Source organism: Bradyrhizobium sp. UFLA05-153 (assembly GCF_054185185.1).
The window spans coordinates 1-26,953 of the sequence record NZ_JBBIAM010000067.1 but is presented as its reverse complement, the minus strand read 5'-3'; the positions used below and the strand labels follow the sequence as shown (position 1 = coordinate 26,953).

The following is a 26,953-nucleotide window of genomic DNA, read 5'->3' as shown; positions in this document are numbered from 1 at the left end:
CACGAAGCGGAAGTCCATCAACGATCGGGCACGAACACGGTGCCAAGCGCGGCCGGCGCGGTCGAGCCGCCGGTGCGCGCACGGGACAACAGAACCAGGACGATCACGGTTGCGAGGTACGGCAGCGCCGACATGAACTGCGAGGGAATGCCGATGCCCCAGCCCTGTGCGTGCAGCTGCAGGATGGTCACCGCGCCGAACAGGTAGGCGCCGACGACGAGCCGCCCGGGCCGCCACGACGAGAACACCACCAGCGCGAGCGCGATCCAGCCGCGGCCCGCGGTCATGCCGGGAATGAAGAAGGGCGTGTAGGCGAGGGGCAGATAGGCACCGGCGAGTCCCGCACAGGCGCCGCCGAACATCACCGCAAGGGTCCGGATGCGCAGCACGGGATAGCCGAGCGCATGCGCGGAGACGTGGTTGTCGCCGCAGGCACGCAGGATCAAACCGGCGCGCGTCCGGTACAGGAACCGCCAGACGCCGACGATCAGAGCGATCGAGAGATAGACGAAGGCGTCCTCGCCGAACAGCACGCGGCCGATCAGCGGAATGTCGGTGAGGAGGGGAATGTAGAGATGCGGCGCCGGCGTGATGCGCTCGCCGACGAAGCCTGCGCCGATCAGGCCCGAGAGCCCGATGCCGAGGATGGTCAGCGCGAGACCGGTCGCGACCTGGTTGACGGCAAGGCCGAGCGCCATCAGCGCGAAGACCAGCGACATCAGCGTGCCCGCGACGATGCCGCAGATCGCGCCAATGATGATCGAGCCGGTCAGCCAGGCGCCGGCAAAGCCGCAGGCCGCGCCCATGATCATCATGCCCTCGACGCCGAGGTTGAGGACGCCGGAGCGCTCGGTCACAAGCTCGCCCGTCGCCGCGATCAAGAGCGGCGTCGAGGCGGCAAGCACCGACAGGATGATGGCTTCAACCAGTTCCACGGGCCACCTGACGATTCGGGAAGACCAGCCGGAAACGGTAGAGGATCAGGGAATCGCAGGCGAGCACGTAGAACAGCAAAATGCCCTGAAAAACCTTGGTGACATCGAGCGGGATTTTCATTGCGATCTGCGCCTGCTCGCCGCCGATGAAGGTCAATGCAAGGAAAAGGCCTGCAATTAATATTCCAATCGGATTCAACCGGCCGAGGAAAGCGACGATGATGGCGGTAAATCCGTAGCCGGGCGAGATGCCGGGTTGCAGATGCCCGACGGGACCGGCGACCTCGATGATGCCGGCAAGGCCGGCCAGGGCGCCCGAGACGGCGAAGGTCAGGATGATCAACTGGTTGGCGTTGAAGCCGCCGAACCGCGCCGCGCGCGGCGCAGCGCCGACCACGCGGATCTCGAAACCCTTGATGGTTCGTCCCAGCAGCACCGCCGCTGCCGCTACGACCAGAAGTGCGATGATCGAGCCGAGATGTAGCCGGCCGCCTTCGATGAGGAGCGGCACGGTTGCGACTGGATCGAACTCGGCCGTGGTCGGGAAATTAAATCCGTGCGGATCGCGCCAGGGGCCACGCACCAGATAATCGAGGAAGAGGTCGGCGACATAGACCAGCATCAGACTGGTCAGGATTTCGCTGGCGCCGAACTTCACCTTGCAGATCGCGGGGATCAGCGCGTAGAGCGCGCCGGCGATGGCGCCGAGCAAGAGCATCACCGGCAGCACCCAAGCGCCGGCGTCGGTGCCCTGCGTCTTCACCGCGATCCAGCTTCCCGCGACCGCGCCGATCAGGAACTGGCCCTCGGCGCCGATGTTCCAGGCATTGGCGAGATAACAGAGCGACAGCCCGATCGCGATCATCACCAGCGGCGTTGCCTTCACCGCGATCTCCTGGAGCGAATAGCCGTCGGTCAGAGGCGCGATGAAGTACGCATGGAGAGCAAGGAGTGGATTCTTGCCGAGGACCGCGAACAGGATGCTCATCGTCGCGATCGTCAGGCCGATCGCGATCAGCGGTGAAACCAGGGCGATCGTGTTGGAACGCTCGGCGCGCTTCTCAAGCACGAGCTGCATGCGCGACCTCCTTCTGGTCCAGGCTGCTGCCGCCCATCAACAGGCCAAGCTTTTCACGCGTCGCTTCGCCGGCTGCGAGTGGTACCGACATCCGGCCGTGGAACATCACGGCGATGCGATCGGCGATCTCGGCGAGCTCGTCGAGATCCTGGCTCGTCACCAGCACCGCCGCGCCGCTGGCGGCGAGATCCAGGAGCGCCTGGCGGATGATGGCGGCCGCGCCTGCATCCACGCCCCAGGTCGGCTGGCTTACCACTAGCACGGCCGGGTTGCGCAGGATCTCGCGGCCGACGATGAATTTTTGCAGATTGCCGCCGGAGAGGCTTGCCGCTTCCGGATCGCGCTTGGCCTTGCGTACGTCGAAGGTCTTGGTCGCCTTGTCGACCGTTTTCAGCGTGGCCGCCGTATCAATGAAGCCGTGCCTGACCATGCCGCTTGCGGCGTGGCCTGTCAGCAGGGCATTTTCCGACAATCGCATCCGCGGCGCGGTGCCGTGGCCGAGCCGCTCCTCTGGGACGAAGGCCGCGCCCAGCTTGCGGCGCTGGGTGATCGACAAATGTCCGGCGGCGATGCCTTCGATCACCACCGTGCCCGGATCTTTCGCCAGCCGCTCGCCCGACAAAGCGGCGAAGAGCTCGTCCTGACCGTTGCCGGCGACGCCTGCGATACCCAGGATCTCGCCGCCCTTGAGCTCGAGCGAGATGTGCTCGAGCCGCACGCCGTGCGGCTCGCCGGGCGCAAGCGTCAGATCATTGACGACGAGCCGCGGCACCGTGGTCTGCCGGCTGGCCGCGGCCTTGACCTCCTTGATCTCGCCGCCGACCATCATGCGGGCGAGCGAGGCTGCTGTCTCTTGCCGCGGATTGCAGGTCGCAACCTTCTTGCCGCCTCGCAGGATGGTGGCGGTGTCGCACAGCCGTTTCACCTCTTCGAGCTTGTGGCTGATGTAGAGGATGGCGCGGCCTTCGGCCTTGAGGCGTTCGAGCACGATGAAGAGCTGGTCGGCCTCCTGCGGCGTCAGCACGGCGGTCGGCTCGTCAAGGATCAGGAAATTGGGATTTTGCATCAGGGCGCGCACGATCTCGATGCGCTGGCGCTCGCCGACCGACAACTGCCAGACCTCGCGCCTGGGATCGAGCGGCAGGCCGTAAGTCTTCGATACCTGCTCCAGCCGCGCCGACATGTCCTTGAAGGATTCCCTGCCGTCGAGCCCGAGCGCGACGTTCTCGGCAACGGTGAGATTCTCGAACAGCGAGAAATGCTGGAACACCATGCCGATGCCGCGGCTGCGGGCTTCCGACGGGCCGGACAGCACGATGCGCTCGCCCTGCCAGCGAATCTCGCCGGCGCTTGGCTGGATCAGGCCGTAGATCGCCTTGACCAGCGTCGACTTGCCGGCGCCGTTCTCGCCGAGCAGGGCATGGATCTCCTTAGGGAAGATATCAATGTCGATCGACGCGTTGGCGAGGAAGTCGCCATAGCGCTTGGTGAGCCCGATCGTCTGGAGCAGCGGTGGCTCCCTGGTATGCAGGCTGTTGGGCATCGCGTCTGACATTCGCCGTCACGTGGGTCGGGTAAAAGTGCCTCTGCCTCAATAGTGGGCTAGTTTGATCCGCCGCGTAAGTAGCGAAAAAACGTCATGCCTTGCTCAACGCTTCGGCAAACGAGAGGATTCGCCGTCCATTCGCGATTCTCGAGCGGCAGTTCTAGCGAGTCCGTAGTTGTGCGGTAAGTGTCTGTTGCAAATTTGTGACGGTTTAAACCAATTCGGAACCGCCCTGTGCAGCCTTGATGCCAAGTTGGGCAACCGACGCGTTTCGCCCTGCATGCTTTGCGCAGACGCGGTGAAGCCGCGGGTTCGGGCTCAGCGTGTCGTTTTTTGCCGAGCACAAAAGGCAAAGAAAAACAATCGGGAAACTCTGGCAGGGGCTTGCGCAACGCGCCCAGGCGAAGCGCGTTGCCGCGTATCGAAGCGAGCGAAAAAATCCTGATCCTCGCGCGCCTTCTGCCGAAACCTGCAGCAAGCGCTGAAACAAGTTGAGGCTTCTCACCTCCGGGGAACGGCGCAAGTGTCGCACCCAACGGGGCTTGCTTTCTAAGCTTCAACATTGGGGGTGTTCAGGATGTCGTTTCGTTTCACGGCAATTGCAGCAACGGCGCTGTCTCTTGCTACGCTAGCCACCGGCGGCTTGGCTCATGCGGCGGATCTTCCGGTCAAGGCCGCCAAGAAGACAACGGACCTTCCGTTCTTCCTGGTGATCGATGACCGGGTGTCGTTCTCGTATATGCCGAAGGGCACCGACCCCGGCATGTGGAGCGTCAACCCGAACGGCACCATCAACGGCACAACGCCCAAGCAGGTCTATTCCTTCACCCATTTCGACCTCTGGGCCTACGGTACCAACTTCTTCACCATCTCGATGTTCAAGTCGGGTCATAACGACCCCGCCAGCCCTTGCGTCGCGCCCGGCGTGACCATCACCGGCGGCGCCGCCGACTGCGCCGGCGCGACCGAGATCTACGGTCTGTTCCGCTCGACCTTCGGCTGGAACGAGCTGTTCAACACCAAGGCCTTCACCGCCGGCCCGCTGCACAACATCTCGTTCGAAGTCGGTATGGACGGCAACACCGAGAACAACTTCCTCGCGCCCGCCAAGCGCGATGTCGTCGCCGGTCTGCAGTTCGCCTTCGATCTTCCCTACAAGGGCTACGTCAACGTCGCGCCTTTGATGTACTGGGAGTTCTCGAACCACAACGCCTTCACCCAGTGCGGCCTGTTCGTTGCCGGGCCGGCGGGCGTCGTCTGTAACTCGGACGGCAACGTCAGCTACAACCCGACCTGGGCGGTCGAGATCAACTACTACATGGATCTCGGCTTCCTGCCGCCGAACATGCAGTACTGGTCGATCAGCGGCCGCGCCGGCTGGTACGGTCCGAAGGGCGACTCCAACGGCCTTCCTGCGCTCTCGGGCGTCGGCCGGTTCTCCACCGCGTCCAAGACCGAGCTGAACAGCGAGCCGATCCGCCTGACCTTCGACGCCTCGAAGGCGGCATGGGGTGACAAGTACTCGCACTTCGTCGACCTCTGGGTCGCCTACCGCTACTGGCAGAACAAGTTCGGCCTCGACCACAACGCCATGCCGGGCGTCTGCACCGTCGCCGCCACCGGTCAGAGCACCAAGACCTGCACCGAATCCACGGTCTATGGTGGTGTCACTCTGAAGTTCTGATCGGCTGAACTGCGTAGGGTGGGCAAAGCCAAGAGGGCGCGCGAACGCGCGCCCGATGGCGTGCCACCACTTCTGTCGCAATCGTGGAGAGATGGTGGGCACGGCGCGCGAAGAGCGCGCCTTTGCCCACCCTACGATTCCGGGTTTGCTGCGATCGCTACCTCGTCCACACGCCGTCGTGCAGGGCTTCGGCTTCGTCTTCCAGGAGCGGGCCGACGACTTCGGTCGGGCGCTGACCGCTGGCGAAGACTTCGCGGCAGGGCAGATCGAGGGTCGGGTTCTCCGGATGATTGCCGGTGACGCTGCGCAGGCGATGTTCGCTGAGCCCATAGACCACGCGGCCGATGCCGGCCCAGTAGATCGCGCCGGCGCACATTGCGCAGGGTTCGGCGGAGGAGTAGAGCGTCGCCTTGGCCAGCACCTCACGGCCCTGCGTGCGGCAGGCCTGCGTCGCAGCAAGACGTTCGGCATGGGCGGTGCCGTCATGGTCCGGCATGTAGCCGTTCTCGGCCTCGATCAGCACGTTGCCGTCGACATCGACCACGAGGCAGCCGAACGGGTGGTTGCCATGGGTGAGGGAGCGGCGGGCGACCTCAAACGACAGGCGCAAGAAGTGCTCGTCGCGTTCAGATCCGCTCATCGCTGCTCCGCGGTTAATGTCCCGCCATGTGTCGGCCGACCACGGTGAGGTCGGCTTCGCTGGTCCGTGCTTCATACACGAATTCGCCGTGGAACATCACCACCAAGCGGTCGGACAGTTCGAGCAATTCGTCGAGATCCTCGCTGACCAGCAGCACCGCCGCGCCGCGATTGCGCGCCGCCATGATTTCGGCGTGGATCTGCGCGACCGCCGCGAAATCGAGGCCGAAGCAGGGATTAGCCGCGATCAGCACCTCGACGTCGCCGCCGAGCTCGCGCGCAAGCACCGCGCGCTGGACGTTGCCGCCTGACAGCGCCGAGATCGGCGTCTCCGGCGTACGAGTCTTGATCTTGTATTGTGCGATCTTCTTCCTGGCGTCATCGCGGAAGGCGCCGCGGTTGAGCCACCAGCCGAGGCTCGCAAAGGGCGCGCGGTCGAACTCGCGGAAGGCGATGTTGTCGGCGACGCTCATGCCGCCGACACAGGCGTTCTTGAGCGGCTCCTCCGGCAACAGTGACATCTTGTGCCGGCGCATCTCCTCGCGGCGCGCGTGATAGGGATCGCCGGCGACGCGGATTTCGCCGCTCTCGGGGTCGCGCTGGCCGGCCAGCACCTCCACGAGCTGGCGCTGGCCGTTGCCGGAGACACCGGCGATGCCGACGATCTCGCCGGCCCGCACCGTAAGGGAGACGTCGTGCACAGCAATGGCGCCGGCATCGTCGAGCGCGCGGACCTTTGCCAGCTCCAGCCGCGCCTGGCCTGTTTCGCCGGTACGCGGGGGCTGCACTGTCAACTGCTCGGCGCCGATCATGGTGCGCGCCATGGCGTCGGGCGTGAGCTCGGCAACCTTGCCCTGGCCGGCGAGCTTGCCGCGCCGCAGGATCGTCACCTCATCGGCGAAGGCCATGACCTCGCGGAATTTGTGCGTGATCATCAGGATCGTCAGCTCGCCCTTGACCACCATGTCACGGAGCATGCCGAGCACCTCGTCGGCTTCGGCCGGCGTCAGCACCGAGGTCGGCTCGTCCAGGATCAGGAAGCGCCGCTTCAGATAGAGCTGCTTGAGGATCTCGCATTTCTGCCGCTCGCCGGCGGAGATGTCGGAGACCTTCGCGTTGAGCGGCACCTTGAATGGCATCCGCGCCAGAAATGCTTCGAGCTCCTTCTTCTCTTTGCCCCAATCCACCACTGCTGGAACGTCGTCGCGGGCAAGCACGAGATTCTCGGCAACCGTCATCGCCGGCACCAGGGTAAAATGCTGGTAGACCATGCCGAGCCCGAGCGCGTGCGCGTCCTTGGGATTGCCGATCGCCTGCTGGCGGCCGCCAATCAGAATGTCGCCTTCGGTGGCGTGGTAGTAGCCCATGATGCATTTGACGAGCGTCGACTTGCCGGCGCCGTTCTCGCCGAGCAGCGCGTGAAACGAGCCGGGACGCACCTTCAGCTCGACATTGTCCAGCGCCAGGAAGTCGCCGAAGCGCATGGTCATGGCGAGCGCGTCGACGCCGAAGGCACCACTCGGCGGAGGTATTTCGCCGATGATCACGAGATCGCCCCGATCAGGGCGTCGGAGGTCGCGACCGCGCCGAACACGCCGCCCTGCATCTTGATCATCTTCAGTGCGTGGTCGTGATTGCCCTTGTCGGTCGCGCCGCAGCAGTCATGCAGCAATACGCATTCGAAGCCGCGGTCGTTGGCCTCGCGCATGGTGGTGTGGACGCAGACGTCGGTGGTGATGCCGGTCAGCACGATGTTGTCGATGCCGCGCACGCGCAGGATCAATTCGAGATCGGTGGCGCAAAACGAGCCCTTGCCGGGCTTGTCGATGATGGGCTCGCCCGGCATCGGCGCGAGCTCGGGGATGATGTCCCAGCCGGGCTCGCCGCGCACGAGAATGCGGCCGCACGGGCCGGCATCGCCGATGCCGGCGCCAATCTGCCGCGAGCGCCAGCGCTTGTTGGCGGGCAGATCAGAGAGGTCGGCGCGATGGCCTTCGCGGGTATGGATGATGTGGAAGCCCTGTTTGCGCATCACCGCAAGCAGCTTCTTGATCGGCTCGATCGGCGCCCGCGTCAGCGAGAGATCGTAGCCCATCTTGTCGACATAGCCGCCGACGCCGCAGAAATCGGTCTGCATGTCGATGATGACGAGCGCCGTGTTCTCGGGTCGCAGATCGCCGTTATAGGGCCAGGCGTAGGGCTCGGACTTGATATGGCGCTCGGGCATGGCTTCGTCCCTGTTATCAGCGGGTGATCGATAGTTCTGCCGGCGCGCCGGTCAACGTTCGTTTTGGCGAGCAGGTGATGATCATGATCGCCAGCGTCAGGATGTAGGGCGCGGCGTTGAAGAGGTGATAGCCGGAGGTGACGCCGACCGATTGCAGCGCTGGTCCGAGCGCCGCGGCGCCGCCGAAGGCAAGCGAGGCCCACAGGCACAGCATTGGATCCCAGCGCGCGAAGATCACGAGCGCGACCGCCGTGATGCCTTGGCCCGAGGACAGGCCCTCGTTCCAGCTTCCGGGATAGAACAGCGACAGAAAGGAGCCACCGATGCCGGCGAGGAAACCGCCGACCATGGTGGCGCGCAGGCGGATCAAGAGCACTGAATGGCCCATCGCGCGCGCCGCATCCGAACTTTCGCCGACGGTGCGGATGAGCAGGCCCCACCGCGTGGTGCGGAAGGCCCAGTAGAGGATGGGCGCGAGCGCGACGCCGATCAGGAACATGACGTTGATGCGCAGCGCCGCACGAACTTGCGGGATGTCGCTCCACCAGCCGAAATCGATCGCCGGCAGCCGCGGCGCGGTCGGCTCGATCAGTGGCTTGCCGAGATAGAAGGCGAGACCCGTACCGAATAGCATCAGCGCAATGCCGACCGCGATGTCATTGACGCGCGGCAACGAGCAGATGCCGGCGTGCAGCGCGCCGAGAAGCGCGCCGGTGACGCCGGCGGCGAGCACGCCAAGCCAGGGCGAGCCCGAGAGATAGGAGATGCCATAGGCGCTCATCGCGCCCATCACCAGCGTGCCTTCGAGTCCGAGATTGATGCGTCCGGAACGCTCGGTGATGCATTCGCCCAGGCTCACGAACAAAAACGGCGTGGAGACGCGAATGGCGCCGCCGAACACGGCGAGCGGAACGGTCCAGAGTCCGATCGAGCCATCTGCCATCTCAGGAGTTTCCCTTGAGAAAACTGATGCGGCCGTAGAGCGCATCGCTTGCCAGCACGAAGACGAAGATGATGCCTTGCAACACCAGCACGGAGGCGTCGGGCAGACCCAGGCGACGCTGCAGCAGCCCGCCGCTGGCGCTGATGCCGCCGAGCAGGATCGCGACCGGAATGATCGCAAGCGGATTTTGCCGCGCGAGGAAGGCGACCAGGATGCCGGTGAAGCCGTAGCCGGCGGCGAGATTGGCATTGGTGCGGCCCTGCACGGCTGCGACCTCGACCATGCCCGCAAGGCCGGCCGCGCCGCCGGCGAGGAAGCAGATCGTGAGGATGAGCTTGTTGACGCCGAGTCCGACGATCTTTGCGGCGCGGATGTTGCCGCCGGCAACCCGCGCGGCGAAGCCGAACACGGTGTGATAGATCAGGATGTAGGCGGCGATTGCGGCGACCAGGCCGAAGACGAGGCCCCAATGCACGTCGGTGCCGGGGATGCTGCCGATCATGTTGGCCGCGCCGATCTCGCGCGTTGACGGCTTGTTGAGGCTCGCAGGATCGCGCATCACGCCTTCGACGAGATGGTTGAGGATGGCGAGCGCGATATAGACGAGAAGGAGGCTCGATATCGTCTCGTTGACGCCGCGATATTGCCGCAGCGCGCCGGACAGCATGATCCAGAGGCCGCCACCAATTACGCCGGCGCAGACCATTGCAATCTGCATCACGAGCGGTGGTGCGCCTTGCAACGCCAGCGCCGCGCTGGTCGCCGAGAGCGCGCCGATCAGGAGTGCACCTTCGCCGCCGATGATGACCATGCCGAGCTGCGCCGGCAGCGCCGTGCACAGCGCGGTGAGGATGAGGGGCGCGGCACGTGTCAACGTGTTCTGCCAGGAGAACCAGGTGCCGAACGCGCCCTGGTACATGTAGAAATAGAGGTCGAGCGGGTTCTTGCCGAACAGCGCGACGAAGATGCCGAACACCGCGAGCGCGCCGACCAGCGCCGCGCCCGGGATCAGGATGTACTCGATGCTCGCGCCGTGGCGCTGGAGGAAGCCCGCGTCGGCAGCCGGGGCGACGGCCCCGACCGCCCCGAGGGGATCCGCCGCTTCCGTTGTCACGAAGTCGCTCCGATCACGCCTTCGACGAGATAGTCCATCTTCTCGAGCTCAGGATCCTGCTGGCCGCGCTCGGTGCCGGCCGCGATCACCGTCTTGCCCTTGTTGTCCGTGATCGGACCCTTGAAGATGACGTAATTGCCGGCGGTGAGCTTCGCCTTGATATCATCGGCATGCTTGCGCGCCTCGGCCGACACCGCTTCGCCGTAGGGCGAGACCTTGACGATCTCCTCCTTGAGGCCGCCGCGGTAGAAGTTCGGGATCTCCTGGCCAGCTGCTATCATCTTGACGAATTTGGGATAGAGCGCCTCCCAATTCCACTCGGCGCCGGTGAGATAGGCCTTCGGCGCCAACGCCGACTGGTTGCAGTGATAGCCACAGACCATTGCGCCGCGGCGCGCGGCGTTCTCGACCATGGTCTTCGGACCGTCGACATGGCAGGTCAGCACATCGACGCCCTGGTCGATCAGGCTGTTGGTGGCCTCGGCTTCCTTGACCGGCATCGACCAGTCGCCGGTGAAGATCACCTGCGTGGTTGCCTTCGGATTGGCGAGCCGTGCGCCGAGCGTGAAGGCGTTGATGTTGCGGAGAACCTGCGGAATCGGTTTTGCGGCGACGAAGCCGAGCTTGCCGCTCTTGCTCGTGTGGCCCGCGACGATGCCTGAGATGTACTGGGCTTCGTCGATATAGCCGAAATAGCTGCCGGCGTTCTTCGGATCCTTGTCGGTCCACAGGCCGCCGCAGTGCTCGAAGCGCAGCTTCGGGTACTTGGTCGCCATCTTGGTCGTGTGCGGATTGTAGTAGCCGAACGAAGTCGGGAAGAGCAGGGTGGCGCCGTCGAGATTGATCATGGACTCGATGGTCTTCTCGACCGCATCGGTCTCAGGCACCTTCTCTTCCTCGACCACCTTGAGGCCCGGAATCTTCTTCAGCGCCGCGGCGCCCTGCGCGTGCGCCTGGTTGTAGCCATAGTCGTCGCGCGAGCCGACATAGATGAAGCCGATCGTCGTCTCGGCCGCGAAAGCCGGGCGGACACCGACCGCGGCTCCCAAGGAGAGCGCCGCGCTACCCTGCAACAAATGCCGTCGTGAAATCCTGCCAAAATCCATTGGATTCTCCCTTGGCGGGTGGACCGCCCCTCTCTCCTGGCCACCGCCGGTCTGGGGCAGCCAGAACAGGATGTCGCAAGCTTCGTGCCAGAGGTTATCGGGCGAGCATGCGCAATTAACTCGTTGTAAAATAACGGGTATGTCTTGAGGTTGAATCTTGGGCAGATGGCGTTCAGATTAAATTATAGGCAGTATCGCGACATTGTATGCAAGGCAGTTAAGCAACGTTAACCGGGCTCTCAGCGGTTGTCCGATGTGCCGGGTGGCCTGCCGGCCCGGCATTCATGCTAACCAGTCCGCGAGTCGGACCTGCGCGTGAGGCGTGCGCTGGCACCGAACTTGTATCGATGGTCACCGGGCCTCGCTTGAGCGGTTGCGGCCTGCAGGATGGAAAGTTTGAGCGAGATGGCTCCTGGTATCGCCGTTCAAAATGGCTCGCTCGGCGAGGAGATCGTACGACGCATCAACGAGCTCGGCTCCATCTCTGAAGATGCGGCCAAGCTCACCCGGATCTATCTGAGCAAGGAGCTGCGCACCGCTGCCGATCTCATTCTCGCCTGGATGCGCGAGGCCGGCATGAGCGCCCATCTCGATGCGATAGGCAACGTCTGCGCCCGCTACGAGGGCGAGCGGCCGGGCTTGCCGTGCCTGATGTTGGGCTCGCATTACGACACCGTGCGCGATGCCGGCAAATGGGACGGTCCGCTAGGTGTGATCACGGCGATTGCCTGCGTCGCTGAGCTGAACAGGCGCGGCAAACGCCTGCCGTTCGCGATCGAGGTCATCGGCTTTGCCGACGAGGAGGGCGTGCGCTTTGCGTCCACGCTGCTCGGCAGCCGCGCGGTCGCCGGCACCTTCGACGAGAGCGTGTTGAACACACGCGACCGCGACGGCGTCTCGATGCGCGATGCGCTCGTGCAGTTCGGCCTCGATCCTGACCACATCGGCGCGGCGGCGCGGACGCGGCGCGAACTGCTGGCCTATCTCGAGCTGCACATCGAGCAGGGACCGGTGCTGGAAGCGCAAGGTCTCCCGGTCGGCGTGGTCACCGCGATCGCCGGTGCGACGCGGCTCGCCGCGCGGCTGACCGGCATGGCCGGCCACGCCGGCACCGTGCCGATGGCGCTGCGTCGCGACGCGCTGACCGGGGCGGCCGAATGCATCGCCGCGATCGAGCAGTTCTGCCGCACCGATGAAGGCGGCCTCGTCGGTACCGTCGGCTACATCCACGCAAAGCCCGGCGCGACCAACGTCATTCCCGGCGAAGTGTCGTTCACCATCGACATGCGTGCACCGACTGACATGCACCGCAAGCGCGCGGTCGCCGACGTCGTCCGCCAGATCGAGGCGATCGCCAGGCGCCGGCAGTTGTCGCTCCAGCTCGACGTCACCCACGAGAACCGCACCGCGCCCTGCGCGCCCTGGCTGAAGGACCAGATCGCGCAGGCGATCGCCGCGGAAGGATTTGCCGTATTCGAGCTCCCGAGCGGCGCGGGCCATGACGGCATGGCCATGATCGACATCGCCGATGTCGGTATGATCTTCGTCCGCTGCCGCGGTGGCATCAGCCATCACCCCGACGAGCATGTCGAGCTCGCGGATGCCGACGCGGGCGCCCGCGTGCTGCTCCGGGTGATCGAGAATTTCAGGCCGCGCGAGGGCAGTGCCGGCACGGCTTGACGATGGCCGCAGGTCATCGATCCCGCAAGTCATCAGGTAGAGATACGAATCAGACGTGTTTAAGATGGTGGCCATCACCGGGATCACGAGACATTGGCCGACGTGCACATGAACAGCGACATTCCATTTCCATCTCACCATGCGAACCGATTTTACCAGGGCATGGCTGCGACCTTCGTCGCCAATGTCATCCAGGCGGTCAATTTTCTCGGCGATCGATTCCTGAGGAAGTCGCATCATTCGTTGACGCTCATCGAGGACCTTTACCGGCACTCGATGGACAGCGCTTTTTCGGTGACCGAGGCATTCCTCGTCACGGGGGCGCCGCACGCATCCGCCTATTACCCGCGCGACTTCGCCTGGTTCTATCCGGACGTTCTTGATCCTGAGACCATCATGGATTCGCGGGACGCGGTGCGGCGTGCGCGTCTGCTCGAAAAGAGCGTTCGCCTGTTGCTCGAGGCGGTTCGCGCCGACGTCGTCACGACGACGATCGTCCCGGCAGGGCGCGGTCGCTATCTCGGGGTGAACTATTTCTCTCGGCCCTCCGATACGCTGCTCGGCATTCTAGCCGGTCTCCGGCAGATGATCTCTGCCGAGGAGCGGGCGTCGTCCTACCTGGCAATGTCACAATGCGCGCATGCCGGCCACCTGTTGCTGGCCGAATACGGTGTTGACCTGAAGCGTGCGATCCTGCAGCTCGCAAGCGGGCTCGAGCCGTTCGACGATGACGGCACCGAATATTTGCTTTGCGACGCAAACGCTTCTCGCTCAGCAGCGACGGACACCCGCGCCGAGCGCAAGCGGTTTGTCACCAACGCCTGTGTCTACACGACCTTCGTTTGGAGCGTGCAGCTCGGGATCGTCGATCAGAAGGAGCTGAAGCAGCTGCTCGGGCGCGACCTCGCACAGTACAAGAAGGATCTGCTCCGGCTGTTCGGCAAGGACGGCCATGTTAGACATTCCCTGGACGGCCCGGCAGGCACTCCGGTGTCCTCGGTTGCGCTGGATTTCGTCAGCGTGCATCGCGGCTTCTGGGATCTGAGCGATGCAAGCGAGCGCGCGCTGTTTGCGGCCACGACCGATCTGATCATCGCCGAACCGCGCTTTCGCATACCCAGTACCTTTCACTTCCTGGTGTCCGCGGATAATCCGCGGAACAAGATGATCCACAAGATCGCTGCTCCTGCCTACCAGGGACGTTCCTCATGGCCGACGTTCAACGTCGAGTTCGCGGATCGCATGCTGGACTATGATGAATTCTCAGGTCGCGACACCTACCGCTCCTGCGCCCAGGGAATTCTGAAGGACATCCGCACCGCGACCGAGGTCCACGGCGGATATCAGGAACTGATCTCGGAGCAGGGTCTGAAGTATCGCACCTGGGCCTATAAGGGTGCCGTTGCTCACTCCTGGTTTCCGCGGTTCCTGTCGGTCTGGAGGAGGGCGTATGGAACGCCGCTCCTCCATTGGAACGACTGATCCGCGGACAGCTATCCCTCCGTCACGTCCACCATTTCGCCGCCGTCCAGCACCTGCGCGGCCTTGGCGCGGTCGAGATCGCCTTCCCAGGCTGCGACCACGACGGTGGCGACGCAGTTGCCGACCAGGTTGCCGAGCGCGCGGGCCATGCCGATGAACCAGTCGACCGAGAGCACCAGCACGAGGCCGATCGCGGGAATGCTCGGCACCGCGTTCAGCGTCGCCGCAAGGATCACGATCGCCGAGCCCGGCACGCCGTGGGCGCCTTTTGACGTGATCAGAGACACGCCGAGCACCAGGAGGAGATCGCCGAAGGACAGCGGCGTGTTGGTTGCCTGCGCGATGAAGACCACCGCAAGCGTCAGGTAGATCGAGAACGCATCGAGGTTGAAGGAATAGCCGGTCGGGATCACGAGGCCGACCACGGAATCCTTCACCCCCATGCGCTCCAGCTTCTTCATGATTTGCGGCAGCACCGCGTCGGAGGAGGCGGTCGCAAGCACGATGGTCAGCTCCTCGCGCAGGTAAGCGAGGAATTTGAGGATGTTGATCCCGGCGAGGGCCATTACGCCGCCGAGCACACCGAGCACGAAGATGCCGACCGAGACGTAGAACAGCATCACCAGCGAGACGAGCTGCTTCAGCGAGCCGACGCCGTATTTGCCGACGGTGTAGGAGACTGCGCCGAGCACGCCGAGCGGGGCGACCCGCACGATCAGCCCCATGACGCGGAACAGCACGGTGGAGGCCGCGTCAACGATGGTGATGACGAGCTTGCCCTTCTCGCCGCCGACGAGCGCGAGGCCGACGCCGAACAGCACGGCGAAGAACAGCACCTGGAGCACGTCGTTGCGCGACAGCGCATCGAACGAGGTCGACGGGATGACGTTGAGCAGGAAGGCACCGATGCCCGCGCCTTGCAGCTTGTGAGCGTTGTCGGCGTAGGTGTTGAGCGCCTTGGCATCGAGCGTCGACGGATCGATGTTCATGCCGTGGCCGGGGCCGAAGACGTAGGCGAGGATGAGGCCGACCACGAGCGCGACCGTCGTCATGGTCTCGAAATAGACCAGCGCCTTGACGCCCACCCGGCCAACCTTCTTGAGATCGCCGGCGCCGGCAATGCCATGCACGACCACGCAGAACACGATTGGCGCCACGATCATCGAGATCAGTTTGAGGAAGGCGTCGCTCAGGATCTTGAGGCTGATGGCGAAGTCCGGGACGGTCACGCCCAGGAGGATGCCGAGCACCAGCGCCGCCAGGACCTGGACGAACAGCGAGGTATAGAGCGGCTTCGGCTCGGCGGCCGGCGCCGCGGTGATGGTCGACATGGTGAACTCCCCCGGTTTGACGCGTCTTGGACGCCAAAAAGGAGCAACAACCGTGCCAGTTTGTCGCGATCTGGCCGGGAATCCGCTCGTTTTTCTCGACTTTCCCCCAGCGCCTCGCTTCAAACCGACAAAATTGCGGTCCCTTCGAGGGATGCTTCGCCGGCTTGTTCGATGGGCCTAGCCGAGTGGCGTCGCAGAATGAGCGGCAGCAGCCCGCCGACACGTAGGGTCTCACATTCCAGATTGGTTTCCACCGCAGCGATGGCATCGAAGCGGACGATCTCGGCGCCGTCGCGCAGGAGGCGAACTTTGATTGTTGCTCGCGGCTTGAGCGCGCCGATGTGTGCGTCGATCTCCAGGCGATCATCCGGCCTTATGTCCAGCGTTTGCGGCCGGCGATCGGGCGGCAGGCGGAGCGGCAGAATGCCCATGCCGATCAGGTTGGAGCGGTGAATGCGCTCGAAGCTCAACGCCAACACCGCACGCGCGCCGAGCAGCGCAACGCCCTTCGCCGCCCAGTCGCGCGACGAGCCCATGCCGTAGCGCTCGCCAGCCACGATGACGATCGCGCGCTGTTGCTTCTCATAGTGCTCGGCGGCAAGCCGGAGCGATAGCCGTTCACCGGAGCCTGCGAGAATCGTCTGTCCGGGCGGCAGATCGGGACCGAGCAGATTCCGCACGCTCTTGTTGGTGAACAGTCCGCGCAGCATCACCTCCCAGTTTCCGCGGCGTGACGCAAATACGTTGAGATCATGCGGGTCCTCGCCGCGCGCGACGAGATAACGCGCCGCTTCGCCGTTCGCCGCGATCGCGCCTGCTGGCGAGATGTGGTCAGTCGTGATGTCGTCGCCGAGCACCAGGAGTGGCGTTGCCGAGTAATGTCCAAGGCGCGTGCCATGGCCAAAATCCGCGAAAGGCGGGCGGCGGATATAGGTGGAGGCGTCATCCCAAGGGAATAGCGCTGTGGCGGGTGCCGAGAACGCAGCCCAATCGGCGCTGGCTTCCGCGGCGTCATAGGCACCAGCGTAGTCGCGTGCGTCGCGTGCGAGTGCCAAGGCCGCATCGATCTCGCGACCAGTCGGCCAGATGTCAGCCAGGCGCACCTCGGTGCCGGCAGAACTGCGCGCGATCGGATCGCGCAAAATGTCGCGTGCGACATCGCCGGCGAGTGCGAAGGCCACGACGAGCGGCGGCGAAGCAAGAAATCCAAGCTCGATCTGCGAATGCACGCGGCCGGGGAAATTGCGGTTGCCCGACAGCACGGCGACCGGCGCCATTTGCTTTTCGGCCATCGCGCTGGCCATGCACGGTGCCAGCGGCCCAGAGTTGCCGATGCAGGTCGTACAGCCATAGCCGACGATGCCGAAGCCGAGCGTCTCGAGATCGTCGAGCAGGCCTGAGCGTCGCAAATAGCGCTCCGCAGTCGGCGAGCCCGGCGCGAGCGAGGTCTTCACCCAGGCGGGCGGCATGAGCCCGAGCCGCCGCGCCTTGCGCGCGAGCAGGCCTGCGGCGATCAGGAGCCTTGGGTCCGAGGTGTTGGTGCAGCTCGTGATCGCGGCGATCGCGATCGCACCATTGACCGGCGGATCGGCGCGCTCCACGTCAGTCGTTGCAGCGGAACGTCCAAGCGAGAGCGTCTCGGCGGTCTTGCTGGCAGCGATACGGTCTTGCGGCCGGCGAGGGCCGGCGAGGCTGACCTCGACCTCGTCGAGATCGATGCTGATCGTCTCCGTGTAGCGCGGCGCGGCTTCGGGATCGAACCAGAGTTTTTGGCGCCGAACATAGGCTTCGACCAGCGCGACCTGCTCGCGTGATCGGCCGGTCTGCTCGAGATAGTCGAGCGTCCGGCTGTCGATCGGGAAGTAGCCGGAATTGGCGCCGAACTCCGGCGTCATGTTGGCGACAACGGCCCGATCGCCGGCCGAGAGCGCCGAGACACCTGGCCCAAAGAATTCCACAAAGCGGTCCGCAAGATCGATCTGCCGAAGGCGCTCCGTGACGGTCAGGGCAAGGTCGGTCGCGAGTACGCCTTCACGCAGCCGCCCGGTCAGGCGTACACCGACGACATCGGGCACGCGCATCGCGACGGGCATGCCGAACATCACGCTTTCGGCTTCGAGTCCGCCGACACCCCAGGCCAGCACGCCGATCCCGTTGATCATGGGTGTGTGGCTGTCGGTGCCGATCAGCGTGTCGGGTACGGCCCACGTTTCGCCGTCGCGGTGCAGCGTCGTCACGACGCTTGCGAGCCGCTCCAGGTTCAGCGTGTGCATGATGCCGGTGCCAGGCGGATGCACGCGCACGCCCTCGAGCGCTTGGCTGGCCCATTTCATGAAACGATAGCGTTCGCCGTTGCGCGTGAGCTCTTGCGCCATGTTCCGCGCCATCGCATCCGGCCGTGCAAACACGTCGGCGCCGAGTGAGTGATCGGTCGAGACGTCGACCGGTAGGACCGGATTGAGCCGAGTCGGATCGCCGCCAGCTTCCGTGAGCGAGGCGCGCAGACCCGCAATGTCGACCAGCGCCGGACCACAGGTCGTGTCGTGCATGAGCACGCGCGAGGGCTGGAAGGCGATCTCGCTTTCGCTGCGTCCATCGGCGAGCCAGCCGAGGATCGCGGCAACCGATGCGTCCCGCTCCGCACCGCCGATGCGCAGCACATTCTCGAGCAGGATGCGCAGGATCACCGGCAGGCGAAGGAGGTCCTCACCTGCCACGGCGGCGATGTCGGCGATGTGATAAGTCTGCGACCCGCAGCGGAGCGTTCCGGAACTAGTCATCTCTCGATCCTGCCTATCCGATCAGGCGTGTTGCTCGGCAGCCTGCGTCTGCGCTTCGTCCGCGTCCTCCATTCGGGCGAACCAGGTCATCAGGAAGGACACAAACAATAATCCGCTGAGGAACAGGAGCCCGCCATAGGCGCTGCCGGTGGCGTCCTTGATTGCGCCGATGGCGTAGGGGCCGGCGAAGCCACCGAGATTGCCGATGGAGTTGATCGTCGCGATCGACACGGCTGCGGTCGAGCGCGTCAGGAACAGCCCCGGCAGCGACCAGAACGGCGACTTGAAGGCGTAAATGCCGGCAAGCGACAGCGAGATCAGTGTCATGGCGACGGCGGGCTGTACCGCGAGCCCGGTGAGCGCAAGCGCGACCGCGCCCCACAACAGCGGAATCGCGGAATGCTTCTGCCGCTCCCCGGTGCGGTCGGAATTGCGCGACCACAGCACCATCACGATCGTCGCAAAGGCATACGGCAGCATGGCGGCGAGGCCGATCTCGAAATTCGTCAGCGAGGACGAGAGGCCTTTGATGATCTGCGGCATCCAGAGACCGATGCCGAGATTGCCGACCTGGTAGATGAAATAGATCACCGACAGGAACAGTACTTTTGGGTTGGTGATCGCGGCGACGATGCCGAGATGCTGAACGTTACGGCGGCCGGTTTGGTCCTTGCGCAGCTCCTCGGTAAGCCAGTCGCGCTCCCGCGGCGTGAGCCATTTGGCCTGCTCGGGGCGATCGGTCATGATGAAGTAGTTGACGATTCCGGCGACGATGGCGGGGCCGCCTTCGAGCAACAGCATCCAGCGCCAGCCGCTGAGGCCAAAGCCTCCGACGTGGTCCATGATCCAGGTGCTTAGGGGCGCGCCGATCAGATAGGACACAGGAATGGCCGCGGTGAACAGCGCGACCGTGGTCGCCTGTTCCTTGGCGCGGAACCAGTAGGTCAGATAGATGATGATGCCGGGAAAGAAGCCGGCTTCGGCGACGCCGAGCAGGAAGCGCAGGATATAGAGCTGCGTCGCGCTCTGCACGAAGGCGCTCGCGGTCGCGACGATGCCCCAGCTGATCAGGATGCGCGAGATCCAGATACGTGCGCCATATTTGTTCAGCGCGATGTTGCTCGGCACCTCGAACAGGAAATAACCGATGAAGAAGATGCCGGCGGCAAAGCCAAAGGCCTCGCTCGACAGCGCGAGCTCCTTGTTCATCTGAAGCGCCGCATAGCCGATATTGGCGCGGTCGAGATAGGAGATGACGTAGAGGCTGAAGCAATATGGCACGATGCGCCAGGACACCTTGCGCATGGTGGATTGCTCGATGGTCGCTGCGGTGGCGGACATTGACGGCGTTCCCTTGCTGCGTTTCGTCGGGGCTTGTCGGCAACGCCACAACCTTCCCCGCAGGCGGGCGCCTTGCGGGCATATATGCATTTTATATAATAAAGTGCAATATGGTTGAAGTCAGACCTTTGGGACCTTGATCAGGCCAGCGCCCTCGATGTGGACGCGAAGGAAGTCTGACGCCTCCTGACGCAGGCCTTTTTCCAGCAATGTCAGGATGTTGATGTGCTCGCGGCACTGGATGGGGAGACGGCTGCGGTCCACCGTGATGCGGTACTCGACCAGCCGCCGCAGCCGGTTCACGCGCTTCACCGCATCGAGGAAGAACGGGTTGCGCGCACAGCCGACCAGCATTTCGTGGAACTCGGCATTGGCGGCAAATATCTCCGAGCGCGAGGCGCGCTTGTAACCGCCGTCGAGTAGCCATTGCTGCTGCTCGCGCGCGGCCGCAAACGCCGCGCGATCGATCTCGAAGCTCGGCAGCAGCAGGGCCTGTGGCTCCAGCGCGACGCGCAGCTGATAGCCCTGTTGATAGCTCTCGCGCGAGGTCAGGAGCGGGCCGAACGCCCAGCCATTGCCGGGCAGGCGCTCGATCCAGCCTTCATCGGCTATTTTGGTGAGGATCTTCAGGAGGCGTGTGCGGGAGAGGCCGTAGCGGCGCATCAGCTCGTTCTCGCTGACCTTGTCCGGGAGGTTTCCGGCCAGCCGGTCCTCGGCGATGGCGAAGTACCACTCGTCCTCGCGCTCCGGTTCGGCGTCCTCCGCATCCGGCAGATCGGCGAGCTCAGTGGCGCTCTTGACCAGGAAGAAGCCGCGATTGGGCTCGGAGCGGACGACCTTCATGTCTTCGAGGATTTGCAGCGCCGCATTGATCGGCGCGCGCGAGACCCGCAGCGCATCCGCCAGCATCTGGCTCGGCAGATGCTGATCGGCCCGCAAGCCGTTGGCGCGGATGTAGTCGAGGATCCGCGCAGTCATCTGGGTCGCGAGATTGGGGCGGGGCATGGGGCGACTCGGGTTGGTCCTCTCCTGAAGAGATGTCGCTTACCGGCGCGGACTGTACAAGCGTGGCGGCCCGCCGGTTCTTGCGTCTTGCCTAGAATTGTGTTTTAAAAAATAAAAAGCAATATGGGGAGGGGCCGTGACACCTAAGAATTCTATTGCGCGCCCTACGTCGTCGCTCCGCGCTGACGGCGCACCCCTGTCGCGGCGCATGTTCGCGGGCCTCGTCGCCGCCGGCGCGGTGAACGCTGCATGGCCTGGCGCATCCGCGTTATCTCAGACACAGACGTCCCATCCGGAGGACAACATGCTCGAAGGCTCTCACTCATTCGTCTATGTCGGCGCGCGCACGACGAAGGAGCGCAACGCCCGTGGCGATGGGCTCAACGTCTATGCGATGGACAATGCGACCGGCGCCTGGCGCCACGTCCAGTTCCTCGGCGATCTCGTCAATCCGTCGTTTCTCACCTTCGATCGCACGCGACGCTTCCTCTACACGGTGCATGGCGATCTCAGCGATATCACGGCTATGGCGATCGACCCAGTGAGCGGCAAGCTCGCCGTGATCAACCGGCAGGGCACGGAAGGAAAGAACCCCGTCCATCTCGCGATAGATCCCACCAACCGCTTCGTGGTGGTCGCCAACCACATCACGTCCACGTTGGCGCTGCTGCCACGGCAGGACAACGGTTCGCTCGGTGCCGTGATCGATCTCGTCAAGGTGGAGGGCAAGATCGGCCCGCATCGCGTCGAGCAGCCCTTCGCCAAGCCGCATCAGGTCGAGTTCGATCCATCAGGAGCGTTCATTGTGGTACCGGACAAGGGCCTCGATCTCGTTTTCACCTACAAGATCGATGCTGAGAAGGGAAAGCTCGTGCTCGCCGGCAACCCGGTGCAGGCGCGGGAAGGAGCGGGGCCGCGCCACGTGGCGTTTCACCCACAAGGGCGGCTCGCCTACGTCGTCAACGAGCTCGACTCGACCGTCGCGGCCTATCATTTCGATCCCGCGACCGGTGCGCTTGCTCCATTCCAGATCGTCTCCGCGGTGCCTGACGCGTATACGGGCAACAGCCGCGCGGCCGAGATCGCCGTATCGGCCGATGGGCGCTTTGTCTACGCCTCCAACCGTGGCGAGAACAGCATCGCGACCTTTGCAATCGATCAGGCGACCGGCCGCCTTTCGTCCGTCGGCTGGATGCCGAGCGGCGGCAAGACGCCGCGCTTCTTCGCGCTGGCGTTATCGGACGACTTCCTGTTCGCGGCGAATGAGGACACCGACACGGTCAATCTCTTCAAGCGCGATGCCGCCAGCGGCCGCCTCGTTGCGACGGCCCAGGTTGTCCATGTCGGCAGCCCGGTTTGCGTTCTCTTCAAAACGGGTTGACTGGGTGCGCAGACGCACGCTGATCAGTCGCGACGTCACACCTTGCGCCGTCATTGCGAGCGCAGCGAAGCAATCCAGAGTGTCTCCGCGGAGGGGTTCTGGATTGCTTCGCTGTGCTCGCAATGACGATGTTGATGCATTGAGCACCGGCCTCATGCCGGCCCCCCCGTGCAACGGCGAAGTCATTGCCGCTGGAGACGCCGGAGCGTAGCTCGGGCCTGGAGGAGTACACCTTCGCCCATCGTTGCAGCGCGGGGTGCCTCAAATCTCGGCTTGACCGCTGAAATCGCCCGATGTCAGACTTATGACATGAATACAGCAAAGCGACACGGGTCGAGCCTCCGCGACGAGTACGCCGAGATGACGCGGCAACGCATCGTGGCGGCCTTTGTCGAGACGCTGGAGGACGAAGCGGCCGACGACATCTCGATGGCTGCGGTGGCCAAGCGCGCCAAGGTCGCCGAGCGGACCATCTATCGCCACTTCAAGACCCGCGCGGAGCTGTTCGCGGCGGCCGGCGAGTGGATCGAGAACAACGTCTTCAGCTACATTCCCTTCACATCGCCCGACGAGCTACCGGATATCTTCCGCAAGCTGTGCAAGCGGTTCGACCGCCATCCGCATCTGGCGCGCGCCATTGCGATGACGCGGGCCGGCCGAAGGGTGCGCGCCGGCTTCCGGCGGCACCTGATCGAGAAGCATCGCAAGGCGATGGCGCCGCTGGTGCTGCATCTTCCTGCGAAGGAGGTCCGGCAGGCGGAGGCGCTCGCGTCCTATCTCAACAACGTGCTGGCCTGGAATGCGATGCGCGAGGACTTTGGCATGTCCAGCACGGATGTTGCCGACGCGATCGAGTGGGCGCTCACGACCCTCTTGAAAGATGTCCGTCAGCGCGATGCTGCTGCTGCGGCGCGCACCGGCAAGGCCGGCAAATCATCGCGAAAGCGAGCCACGGCTGCGAAAGAGCCGGCGTAGAGTGAGGGCAATGCATGAATGCGATACCCGGCGATCTCCTGATCAACGCGCCCGACGAGGTTCGCATTCGCCAGGACCTCGTCCTGACGGCGCTCGGCCGTCGCCCCGCCGATCGATCCTTGCGGGTTGCCAGGTTGCTCGACGTCCACAGCCGCACCTGGAGCGAGGATCAGGAGATCGTCTTTAGGGGACGGCGCATCGCGTGGGTCGGGCCCGCTGGGGGCTACCCCGGCGAGGTCCGCGAACGCGTGCATCGGCCGGATCTTGCCGCCGTGCCCGGCTTCGGCGAGGTGCACAAGCACATCGAAAGTTCGCATTTGACGCCGGAATGGGAGGCGGCGTTGGTGCTGCCGCATGGCAATACCTGGACCTGCGAGGCGAGCCACGAATTCTCCAATGTCAACGGTGCACGCAATCTCGAATTCTGGTTCGAGGCACGCCGCCGCGGCTCGCCGCTCAAGATCTTTCCGCAGCCTGGCTCGGCCGTCCCGCCGACGGCTAACGAATGGGGCGGCGGCTGGTATGGCCGCGACGAGCAAGTGCGCTTCATGGGCGAGAGCCTGATGGTCACCGGGCTCGACGAAGTCATGGACTGGCCCGCGGTCTGGAATCCCGACAATCCCTCCTACAAGCGGCTCTGGGGCATGATCGAGGCGACGTTCGCGGCGCGCGGCGTCGTCGAAGGCCACGCGTCGGGCTTGCGGGATCTGCCCTCCATCAACGCTTTTGCCGCAGCGGGGCTCGCCTCCGACCACGAGGTGCAGACGCCGGAAGAGACCTGGGACAAGCTCACCCGCGGCCTGTTCGTCGAGCTGCGCGTTTACGCGATGGACGAGATCGTCAAATGGCTCCTCGCCAGGGGCTTGCAGGACTGGTCGCAGATCGCGTTCACCACCGACGACCGTAGCGCCAGCCACACGCTCGAGCTTGGCGCAAGCGATCACAATGCGCGCGTCGCGATCGAAGCCGGCCTCGCGCCGGAAATCGCGATCCAGTGTCTCACCATCAACCCGGCGCGGCACATGCGCCTCACGCCGTTCGTCGGCAGCCTCGCCCCGGGCCGCTTTGGCGATGTCGTGCTGCTCTCGGACGTATCCAAGCTCAGCATTGCCGAGGTGTGGGCCGATGGCGTGCAGGTCTCCGACGGCAAGCGCTACCTCGGCGAGGTCCCCAGGATCGAATGGCCGGAATGGGCGACCAAGACGGTCAATATCAAGCGCACCATCAAGCCCGAGGATTTCGCGCTGTCGGCCGAGCCCGGCCGTACCACGATGAAGGCGGCCGTGATCCGTCCCTTCCATTGGCATCCCGAGTTCTACACGCTCGAATTGCCGGTGCGCGACGGCGCCGTGCAGCGCGATGAGAGTGAGGCCATTACCAAGTTCGCCATCGTCGACCGCTTCTCCGGCGATGGACGGGTTGCAAAGATGTTCTGGCGCGGCTGCGGACCGCGGACGCCGGAGACGGCGCTGGCCTGCTCGGTCGCGCATGACAAGCACAATATCTGGGTGGTCGGCTCGTCCGACGCGGCGATGGCCAAGGCGGTGAACGCGCTGATCGAGCTTCAGGGCGGATGGGCGCTGGTGCGCGAGGGTGAGCTCGTTGCGACCGTACGCTTCGAGGTCGGCGGGCTGATGAGCTGTCGCTCGGCGCAGGCGCTCGATGCCGAGATGCAGGCGCTCTACGCCGAGGGCCGCAAGGTCGACTGGATGTATGAGCCGACCTTCCGGCCGCGCTGGTATCCGGGATTCCCCGAAAGGCTGATGTTCGCAACGCTGACCTGCGCGCCCTGGAGCTGGGTGCTGGTGGCGCCGTGCGAGCAGGCGCCGCTCGGGTTCATCAATGTACAAACCGGTGAAGCGCACCCGGTGGTCTGGTAGGGGAGTGACTGGGATGAACGAGATGACGCCGCCGCAAGCTGCTTCCGCAGAGCCGGCGCCGCGCGCCGGCGCAGGCCCGCTCGATCGCATCTTTGGCCTCACCGAGCGCGGCACCAGCGTCGGGCGCGAGGTGATGGCCGGCGCGACCACCTTCGCGGCGATGGCCTATATCATCGCGGTGAATCCGGCGATCATGTCCAATGCGGGAATGGATCGCGCCGATCTCGTCAGCGCCACGGCACTTGCCGCGATCTTCGGCTCGGTGATGATGGGCCTGTGGGCCAACCTGCCGCTCGCCGTTGCGCCGGCGATGGGCTCGAACGTCATCTTCACCTATGTCATCGTCAAGCAGATGGGCATGCCCTGGCAGGGTGCGCTCGCCATGGTCGCTTTCACCGGCGTGCTGTTTTTGATCCTCAGCCTGTCGAAACTGCGCGAGAAGGTTGCGAAGGACGTTCCGGAAGCGCTGAAGATCGGCATCCAGGCTGCCGTCGGCACGCTCATCGTCTTTATCGCGCTGCGCGGCGCCGGCTTCGTGGTGCAGAACCCCTCGACCTACATCGCGATGGGATCACTGCGCAGCCCGCCGGTGCTGCTGACGCTGTTCGGTCTCCTGTTGACGCCGGTGCTGGTGGCGCGCCGGGTGCCGGCCGCATTGATCCTCTCGATCGCGGTGCTGACCCTGATCGGCTTCTTCGTTCCCGGTGCGAACGGGAAGATGGTGACGTCGGTGCCATCAGCCATCATGTCGTGGCCGCGCTGGCCGACCAGCACCTTCATGGCGCTCGACGTCGGCTATCTCTTCAGCCATTTCGTCGTCGCGCTGCCGCTACTGTTCTACTTCCTGTGCGCCGAATTCTTCTCGACGCTGGGCACGCTGATCGGCGTCACGGGCGCCGCCAATCTGCGCAAGGCGGATGGTTCGATTCCGAATGCTACCGCGGCGTTTGCGACCGACGCGACGGCCTCCATCGTCGGCCCGCTGCTCGGCACCTCCGTCGTCACGGCCTATATCGAGTCCATCACCGGCGTGCAGGCTGGCGGCCGCACCGGCCTTACTTCAGTGACCGTCGCGGCGCTCTTCTTCCTCGCGCTGTTCTTCTGGCCGATCTTCGTCATCATCCCGCCGCAAGCCACTGCGCCCGCGCTGGTGCTCGTCGGCGTCTTGATGATGCAGGGTCTCGCGCGCATCGACATGACCGATCTCGTCAATGCGGTGCCGATTGTGCTCACCCTGCTGGTCACCGTGCTGACCAACAATCTCATCAACGGCATGGCGCTGGGGACGCTGAGCTACATCGCGCTGGAGGTGACCATGGGGCGCCGCGCGCAGATTCCGGCAATGGTCTGGGGGCTGGGTGTCGTGTTCATCACCTACGCGATTGTGATCGCGCAGATATTCTGAAGGCAGGGCTACGCCGCAAGATCCAGCAGCCGGCACGATCCGCGCACCAGCACCTTGCGGCCGGATGAAGTCATGTTGGGGACGCCGTCCCTGATGGTGACAAGGCCGAGTTTGACGAGGTCTTCGACCGCATGGGCCTTCGAAAGACGATACTGCGAAGCCGGACAGCGCAATGCTTTCAAGATTTCCCACTGGTCCGGCGAAAGATCGAAGTCGAAATCGTCGTTCATGTTGCCTCGAAATATCTGGCCGTTCGTGCACCGATTAGCGGCGCAGCATGAAAACCATGCGACGACAATGAGTCGGGAATTCGATTAGTTGTTTAGAACATCTCTTCACAAATTGCCGCAGATCATTTGCGCCACAATAGTTAAGATCGCGCGCATGCGGATATCGTCCCGATATTCGATCACCTCTTGAT

At 64.4% G+C, this 26,953-nt stretch carries 21 protein-coding genes; 7 read left to right on the top strand and 14 right to left on the bottom strand.

What is annotated here, in order from left to right:
* Nucleotides 1–17 precede the first annotated feature (17 nt).
* The 3 genes from Q2941_RS31390 to Q2941_RS31380 are packed head-to-tail and all read right to left on the bottom strand — an operon-like array spanning nucleotide 18 to nucleotide 3,568.
* Nucleotides 18–935 carry an ABC transporter permease gene (locus Q2941_RS31390; RefSeq protein WP_458194826.1) on the bottom strand — a complete coding sequence of 306 codons (918 nt, stop codon included), beginning with the start codon at nucleotides 933–935 and terminating at the stop codon, nucleotides 18–20.
* Complete coding sequence (locus Q2941_RS31385; protein ID WP_254111455.1) at nucleotides 922–2,013, bottom strand: ABC transporter permease; 1,092 nt, start codon at nucleotides 2,011–2,013, stop codon at nucleotides 922–924. The genes Q2941_RS31390 and Q2941_RS31385 overlap by 14 nt, the downstream gene beginning before the upstream one ends.
* On the bottom strand, nucleotides 1,997–3,568 hold the full coding sequence (locus Q2941_RS31380) for an ABC transporter ATP-binding protein (RefSeq protein ID WP_458194825.1): 1,572 nt from the start codon (nucleotides 3,566–3,568) through the stop codon (nucleotides 1,997–1,999). The genes Q2941_RS31385 and Q2941_RS31380 overlap by 17 nt, the downstream gene beginning before the upstream one ends.
* 568 nt (nucleotides 3,569–4,136) lie before the next feature.
* On the opposite strand from Q2941_RS31380, the gene Q2941_RS31375 reads away from it, so the two are divergent.
* Entirely contained in the window at nucleotides 4,137–5,243 is a 1,107-nt protein-coding gene (locus Q2941_RS31375) for a hypothetical protein (RefSeq protein ID WP_027528390.1), read from the top strand.
* 157 nt (nucleotides 5,244–5,400) lie between these two features.
* Here the strand turns inward: Q2941_RS31375 and Q2941_RS31370 are convergent, their stop codons facing one another.
* The 6 genes from Q2941_RS31370 to Q2941_RS31345 are packed head-to-tail and all read right to left on the bottom strand — an operon-like array spanning nucleotide 5,401 to nucleotide 11,272.
* A complete protein-coding gene (locus Q2941_RS31370; RefSeq protein WP_254111458.1) occupies nucleotides 5,401–5,883 on the bottom strand; it encodes a nucleoside deaminase in 483 nt (160 codons plus the stop codon).
* Between the two features lie 13 nt (nucleotides 5,884–5,896).
* The gene (locus Q2941_RS31365) at nucleotides 5,897–7,429 is read right to left on the bottom strand and encodes an ABC transporter ATP-binding protein (protein WP_458194824.1); all 1,533 of its coding nucleotides are present in this window, start codon (nucleotides 7,427–7,429) and stop codon (nucleotides 5,897–5,899) included.
* Nucleotides 7,426–8,109 carry a biuret amidohydrolase gene (gene biuH, locus Q2941_RS31360; protein ID WP_254111460.1) on the bottom strand — a complete coding sequence of 228 codons (684 nt, stop codon included), beginning with the start codon at nucleotides 8,107–8,109 and terminating at the stop codon, nucleotides 7,426–7,428. The genes Q2941_RS31365 and biuH overlap by 4 nt, the downstream gene beginning before the upstream one ends.
* 16 nt (nucleotides 8,110–8,125) lie before the next feature.
* On the bottom strand, nucleotides 8,126–9,052 hold the full coding sequence (locus Q2941_RS31355; RefSeq protein ID WP_027528394.1) for an ABC transporter permease: 927 nt from the start codon (nucleotides 9,050–9,052) through the stop codon (nucleotides 8,126–8,128).
* Nucleotide 9,053: 1 nt separating this feature from the next.
* Complete coding sequence (locus tag Q2941_RS31350) at nucleotides 9,054–10,166, bottom strand: ABC transporter permease (RefSeq protein ID WP_458194823.1); 1,113 nt, start codon at nucleotides 10,164–10,166, stop codon at nucleotides 9,054–9,056.
* Nucleotides 10,163–11,272 carry a BMP family ABC transporter substrate-binding protein gene (locus Q2941_RS31345; protein WP_458194822.1) on the bottom strand — a complete coding sequence of 370 codons (1,110 nt, stop codon included), beginning with the start codon at nucleotides 11,270–11,272 and terminating at the stop codon, nucleotides 10,163–10,165. The genes Q2941_RS31350 and Q2941_RS31345 overlap by 4 nt, the downstream gene beginning before the upstream one ends.
* A gap of 405 nt (nucleotides 11,273–11,677) precedes the next feature.
* Here Q2941_RS31345 and Q2941_RS31340 point away from each other — a divergent pair, with 405 nt between their 5' ends.
* Both Q2941_RS31340 and Q2941_RS31335 read left to right on the top strand, forming a co-directional pair.
* Nucleotides 11,678–12,952, top strand: a complete 1,275-nt coding sequence (locus Q2941_RS31340) for an allantoate amidohydrolase (RefSeq protein WP_458194821.1) — start codon at nucleotides 11,678–11,680, stop codon at nucleotides 12,950–12,952.
* Between the two features lie 108 nt (nucleotides 12,953–13,060).
* The gene (locus Q2941_RS31335) at nucleotides 13,061–14,434 is read left to right on the top strand and encodes a hypothetical protein (protein ID WP_458194820.1); all 1,374 of its coding nucleotides are present in this window, start codon (nucleotides 13,061–13,063) and stop codon (nucleotides 14,432–14,434) included.
* Nucleotides 14,435–14,445: 11 nt separating this feature from the next.
* Here Q2941_RS31335 and Q2941_RS31330 read toward each other — a convergent pair whose 3' ends face one another.
* The 4 genes from Q2941_RS31330 to Q2941_RS31315 form a co-directional block, all read right to left on the bottom strand.
* Nucleotides 14,446–15,765, bottom strand: a complete 1,320-nt coding sequence (locus Q2941_RS31330) for a dicarboxylate/amino acid:cation symporter (protein WP_458194819.1) — start codon at nucleotides 15,763–15,765, stop codon at nucleotides 14,446–14,448.
* A gap of 119 nt (nucleotides 15,766–15,884) precedes the next feature.
* Nucleotides 15,885–18,545 carry an aconitate hydratase AcnA gene (gene acnA / locus Q2941_RS31325; protein WP_458194818.1) on the bottom strand — a complete coding sequence of 887 codons (2,661 nt, stop codon included), beginning with the start codon at nucleotides 18,543–18,545 and terminating at the stop codon, nucleotides 15,885–15,887.
* Between the two features lie 21 nt (nucleotides 18,546–18,566).
* The gene (locus Q2941_RS31320) at nucleotides 18,567–19,886 is read right to left on the bottom strand and encodes an MFS transporter (protein ID WP_458194817.1); all 1,320 of its coding nucleotides are present in this window, start codon (nucleotides 19,884–19,886) and stop codon (nucleotides 18,567–18,569) included.
* Nucleotides 19,887–20,006: 120 nt separating this feature from the next.
* On the bottom strand, nucleotides 20,007–20,891 hold the full coding sequence (locus Q2941_RS31315; protein WP_254111468.1) for a GntR family transcriptional regulator: 885 nt from the start codon (nucleotides 20,889–20,891) through the stop codon (nucleotides 20,007–20,009).
* Between the two features lie 304 nt (nucleotides 20,892–21,195).
* Between Q2941_RS31315 and Q2941_RS31310 the strand changes: the two genes are divergently transcribed.
* From Q2941_RS31310 to Q2941_RS31295, 4 genes are all read left to right on the top strand, one after another.
* Nucleotides 21,196–22,272 (top strand): lactonase family protein, encoded by a 1,077-nt coding sequence (locus tag Q2941_RS31310; RefSeq protein ID WP_458194816.1) that lies wholly within the window; start codon nucleotides 21,196–21,198, stop codon nucleotides 22,270–22,272.
* A 309-nt stretch (nucleotides 22,273–22,581) separates the two neighbouring features.
* Nucleotides 22,582–23,247 carry a TetR/AcrR family transcriptional regulator gene (locus Q2941_RS31305; protein WP_458194814.1) on the top strand — a complete coding sequence of 222 codons (666 nt, stop codon included), beginning with the start codon at nucleotides 22,582–22,584 and terminating at the stop codon, nucleotides 23,245–23,247.
* Between the two features lie 14 nt (nucleotides 23,248–23,261).
* Complete coding sequence (locus Q2941_RS31300; protein WP_458194813.1) at nucleotides 23,262–25,127, top strand: adenine deaminase; 1,866 nt, start codon at nucleotides 23,262–23,264, stop codon at nucleotides 25,125–25,127.
* Between the two features lie 13 nt (nucleotides 25,128–25,140).
* Nucleotides 25,141–26,532 (top strand): NCS2 family permease, encoded by a 1,392-nt coding sequence (locus Q2941_RS31295; protein WP_027528406.1) that lies wholly within the window; start codon nucleotides 25,141–25,143, stop codon nucleotides 26,530–26,532.
* A gap of 8 nt (nucleotides 26,533–26,540) precedes the next feature.
* Here Q2941_RS31295 and Q2941_RS31290 read toward each other — a convergent pair whose 3' ends face one another.
* Complete coding sequence (locus tag Q2941_RS31290) at nucleotides 26,541–26,762, bottom strand: hypothetical protein (protein ID WP_254111471.1); 222 nt, start codon at nucleotides 26,760–26,762, stop codon at nucleotides 26,541–26,543.
* Between the last annotated feature and the right edge of the window lie 191 nt (nucleotides 26,763–26,953).

Excerpts from the sequence above, each read along its gene's own strand:
- Q2941_RS31305 (WP_458194814.1), top strand. The coding sequence starts at position 22,582 with ATGAATACAGCAAAGCGACACGGGTCGAGCCTCCGCGACGAGTACGCC.
- Q2941_RS31315 (WP_254111468.1), bottom strand. The coding sequence starts at position 20,891 with ATGCCCCGCCCCAATCTCGCGACCCAGATGACTGCGCGGATCCTCGAC.
- Q2941_RS31335 (WP_458194820.1), top strand. The coding sequence starts at position 13,061 with ATGAACAGCGACATTCCATTTCCATCTCACCATGCGAACCGATTTTAC.
- Q2941_RS31355 (WP_027528394.1), bottom strand. The coding sequence starts at position 9,052 with ATGGCAGATGGCTCGATCGGACTCTGGACCGTTCCGCTCGCCGTGTTC.
- Q2941_RS31340 (WP_458194821.1), top strand. The coding sequence starts at position 11,678 with ATGGCTCCTGGTATCGCCGTTCAAAATGGCTCGCTCGGCGAGGAGATC.
- Q2941_RS31310 (WP_458194816.1), top strand. The coding sequence starts at position 21,196 with ATGCTCGAAGGCTCTCACTCATTCGTCTATGTCGGCGCGCGCACGACG.
- acnA (WP_458194818.1), bottom strand. The coding sequence starts at position 18,545 with ATGACTAGTTCCGGAACGCTCCGCTGCGGGTCGCAGACTTATCACATC.
- Q2941_RS31290 (WP_254111471.1), bottom strand. The coding sequence starts at position 26,762 with ATGAACGACGATTTCGACTTCGATCTTTCGCCGGACCAGTGGGAAATC.
- Q2941_RS31375 (WP_027528390.1), top strand. The coding sequence starts at position 4,137 with ATGTCGTTTCGTTTCACGGCAATTGCAGCAACGGCGCTGTCTCTTGCT.
- Q2941_RS31320 (WP_458194817.1), bottom strand. The coding sequence starts at position 19,886 with ATGTCCGCCACCGCAGCGACCATCGAGCAATCCACCATGCGCAAGGTG.
- Q2941_RS31300 (WP_458194813.1), top strand. The coding sequence starts at position 23,262 with ATGAATGCGATACCCGGCGATCTCCTGATCAACGCGCCCGACGAGGTT.
- Q2941_RS31370 (WP_254111458.1), bottom strand. The coding sequence starts at position 5,883 with ATGAGCGGATCTGAACGCGACGAGCACTTCTTGCGCCTGTCGTTTGAG.
- Q2941_RS31385 (WP_254111455.1), bottom strand. The coding sequence starts at position 2,013 with ATGCAGCTCGTGCTTGAGAAGCGCGCCGAGCGTTCCAACACGATCGCC.
- biuH (WP_254111460.1), bottom strand. The coding sequence starts at position 8,109 with ATGCCCGAGCGCCATATCAAGTCCGAGCCCTACGCCTGGCCCTATAAC.
- Q2941_RS31295 (WP_027528406.1), top strand. The coding sequence starts at position 25,141 with ATGAACGAGATGACGCCGCCGCAAGCTGCTTCCGCAGAGCCGGCGCCG.
- Q2941_RS31345 (WP_458194822.1), bottom strand. The coding sequence starts at position 11,272 with ATGGATTTTGGCAGGATTTCACGACGGCATTTGTTGCAGGGTAGCGCG.
- Q2941_RS31380 (WP_458194825.1), bottom strand. The coding sequence starts at position 3,568 with ATGTCAGACGCGATGCCCAACAGCCTGCATACCAGGGAGCCACCGCTG.
- Q2941_RS31330 (WP_458194819.1), bottom strand. The coding sequence starts at position 15,765 with ATGTCGACCATCACCGCGGCGCCGGCCGCCGAGCCGAAGCCGCTCTAT.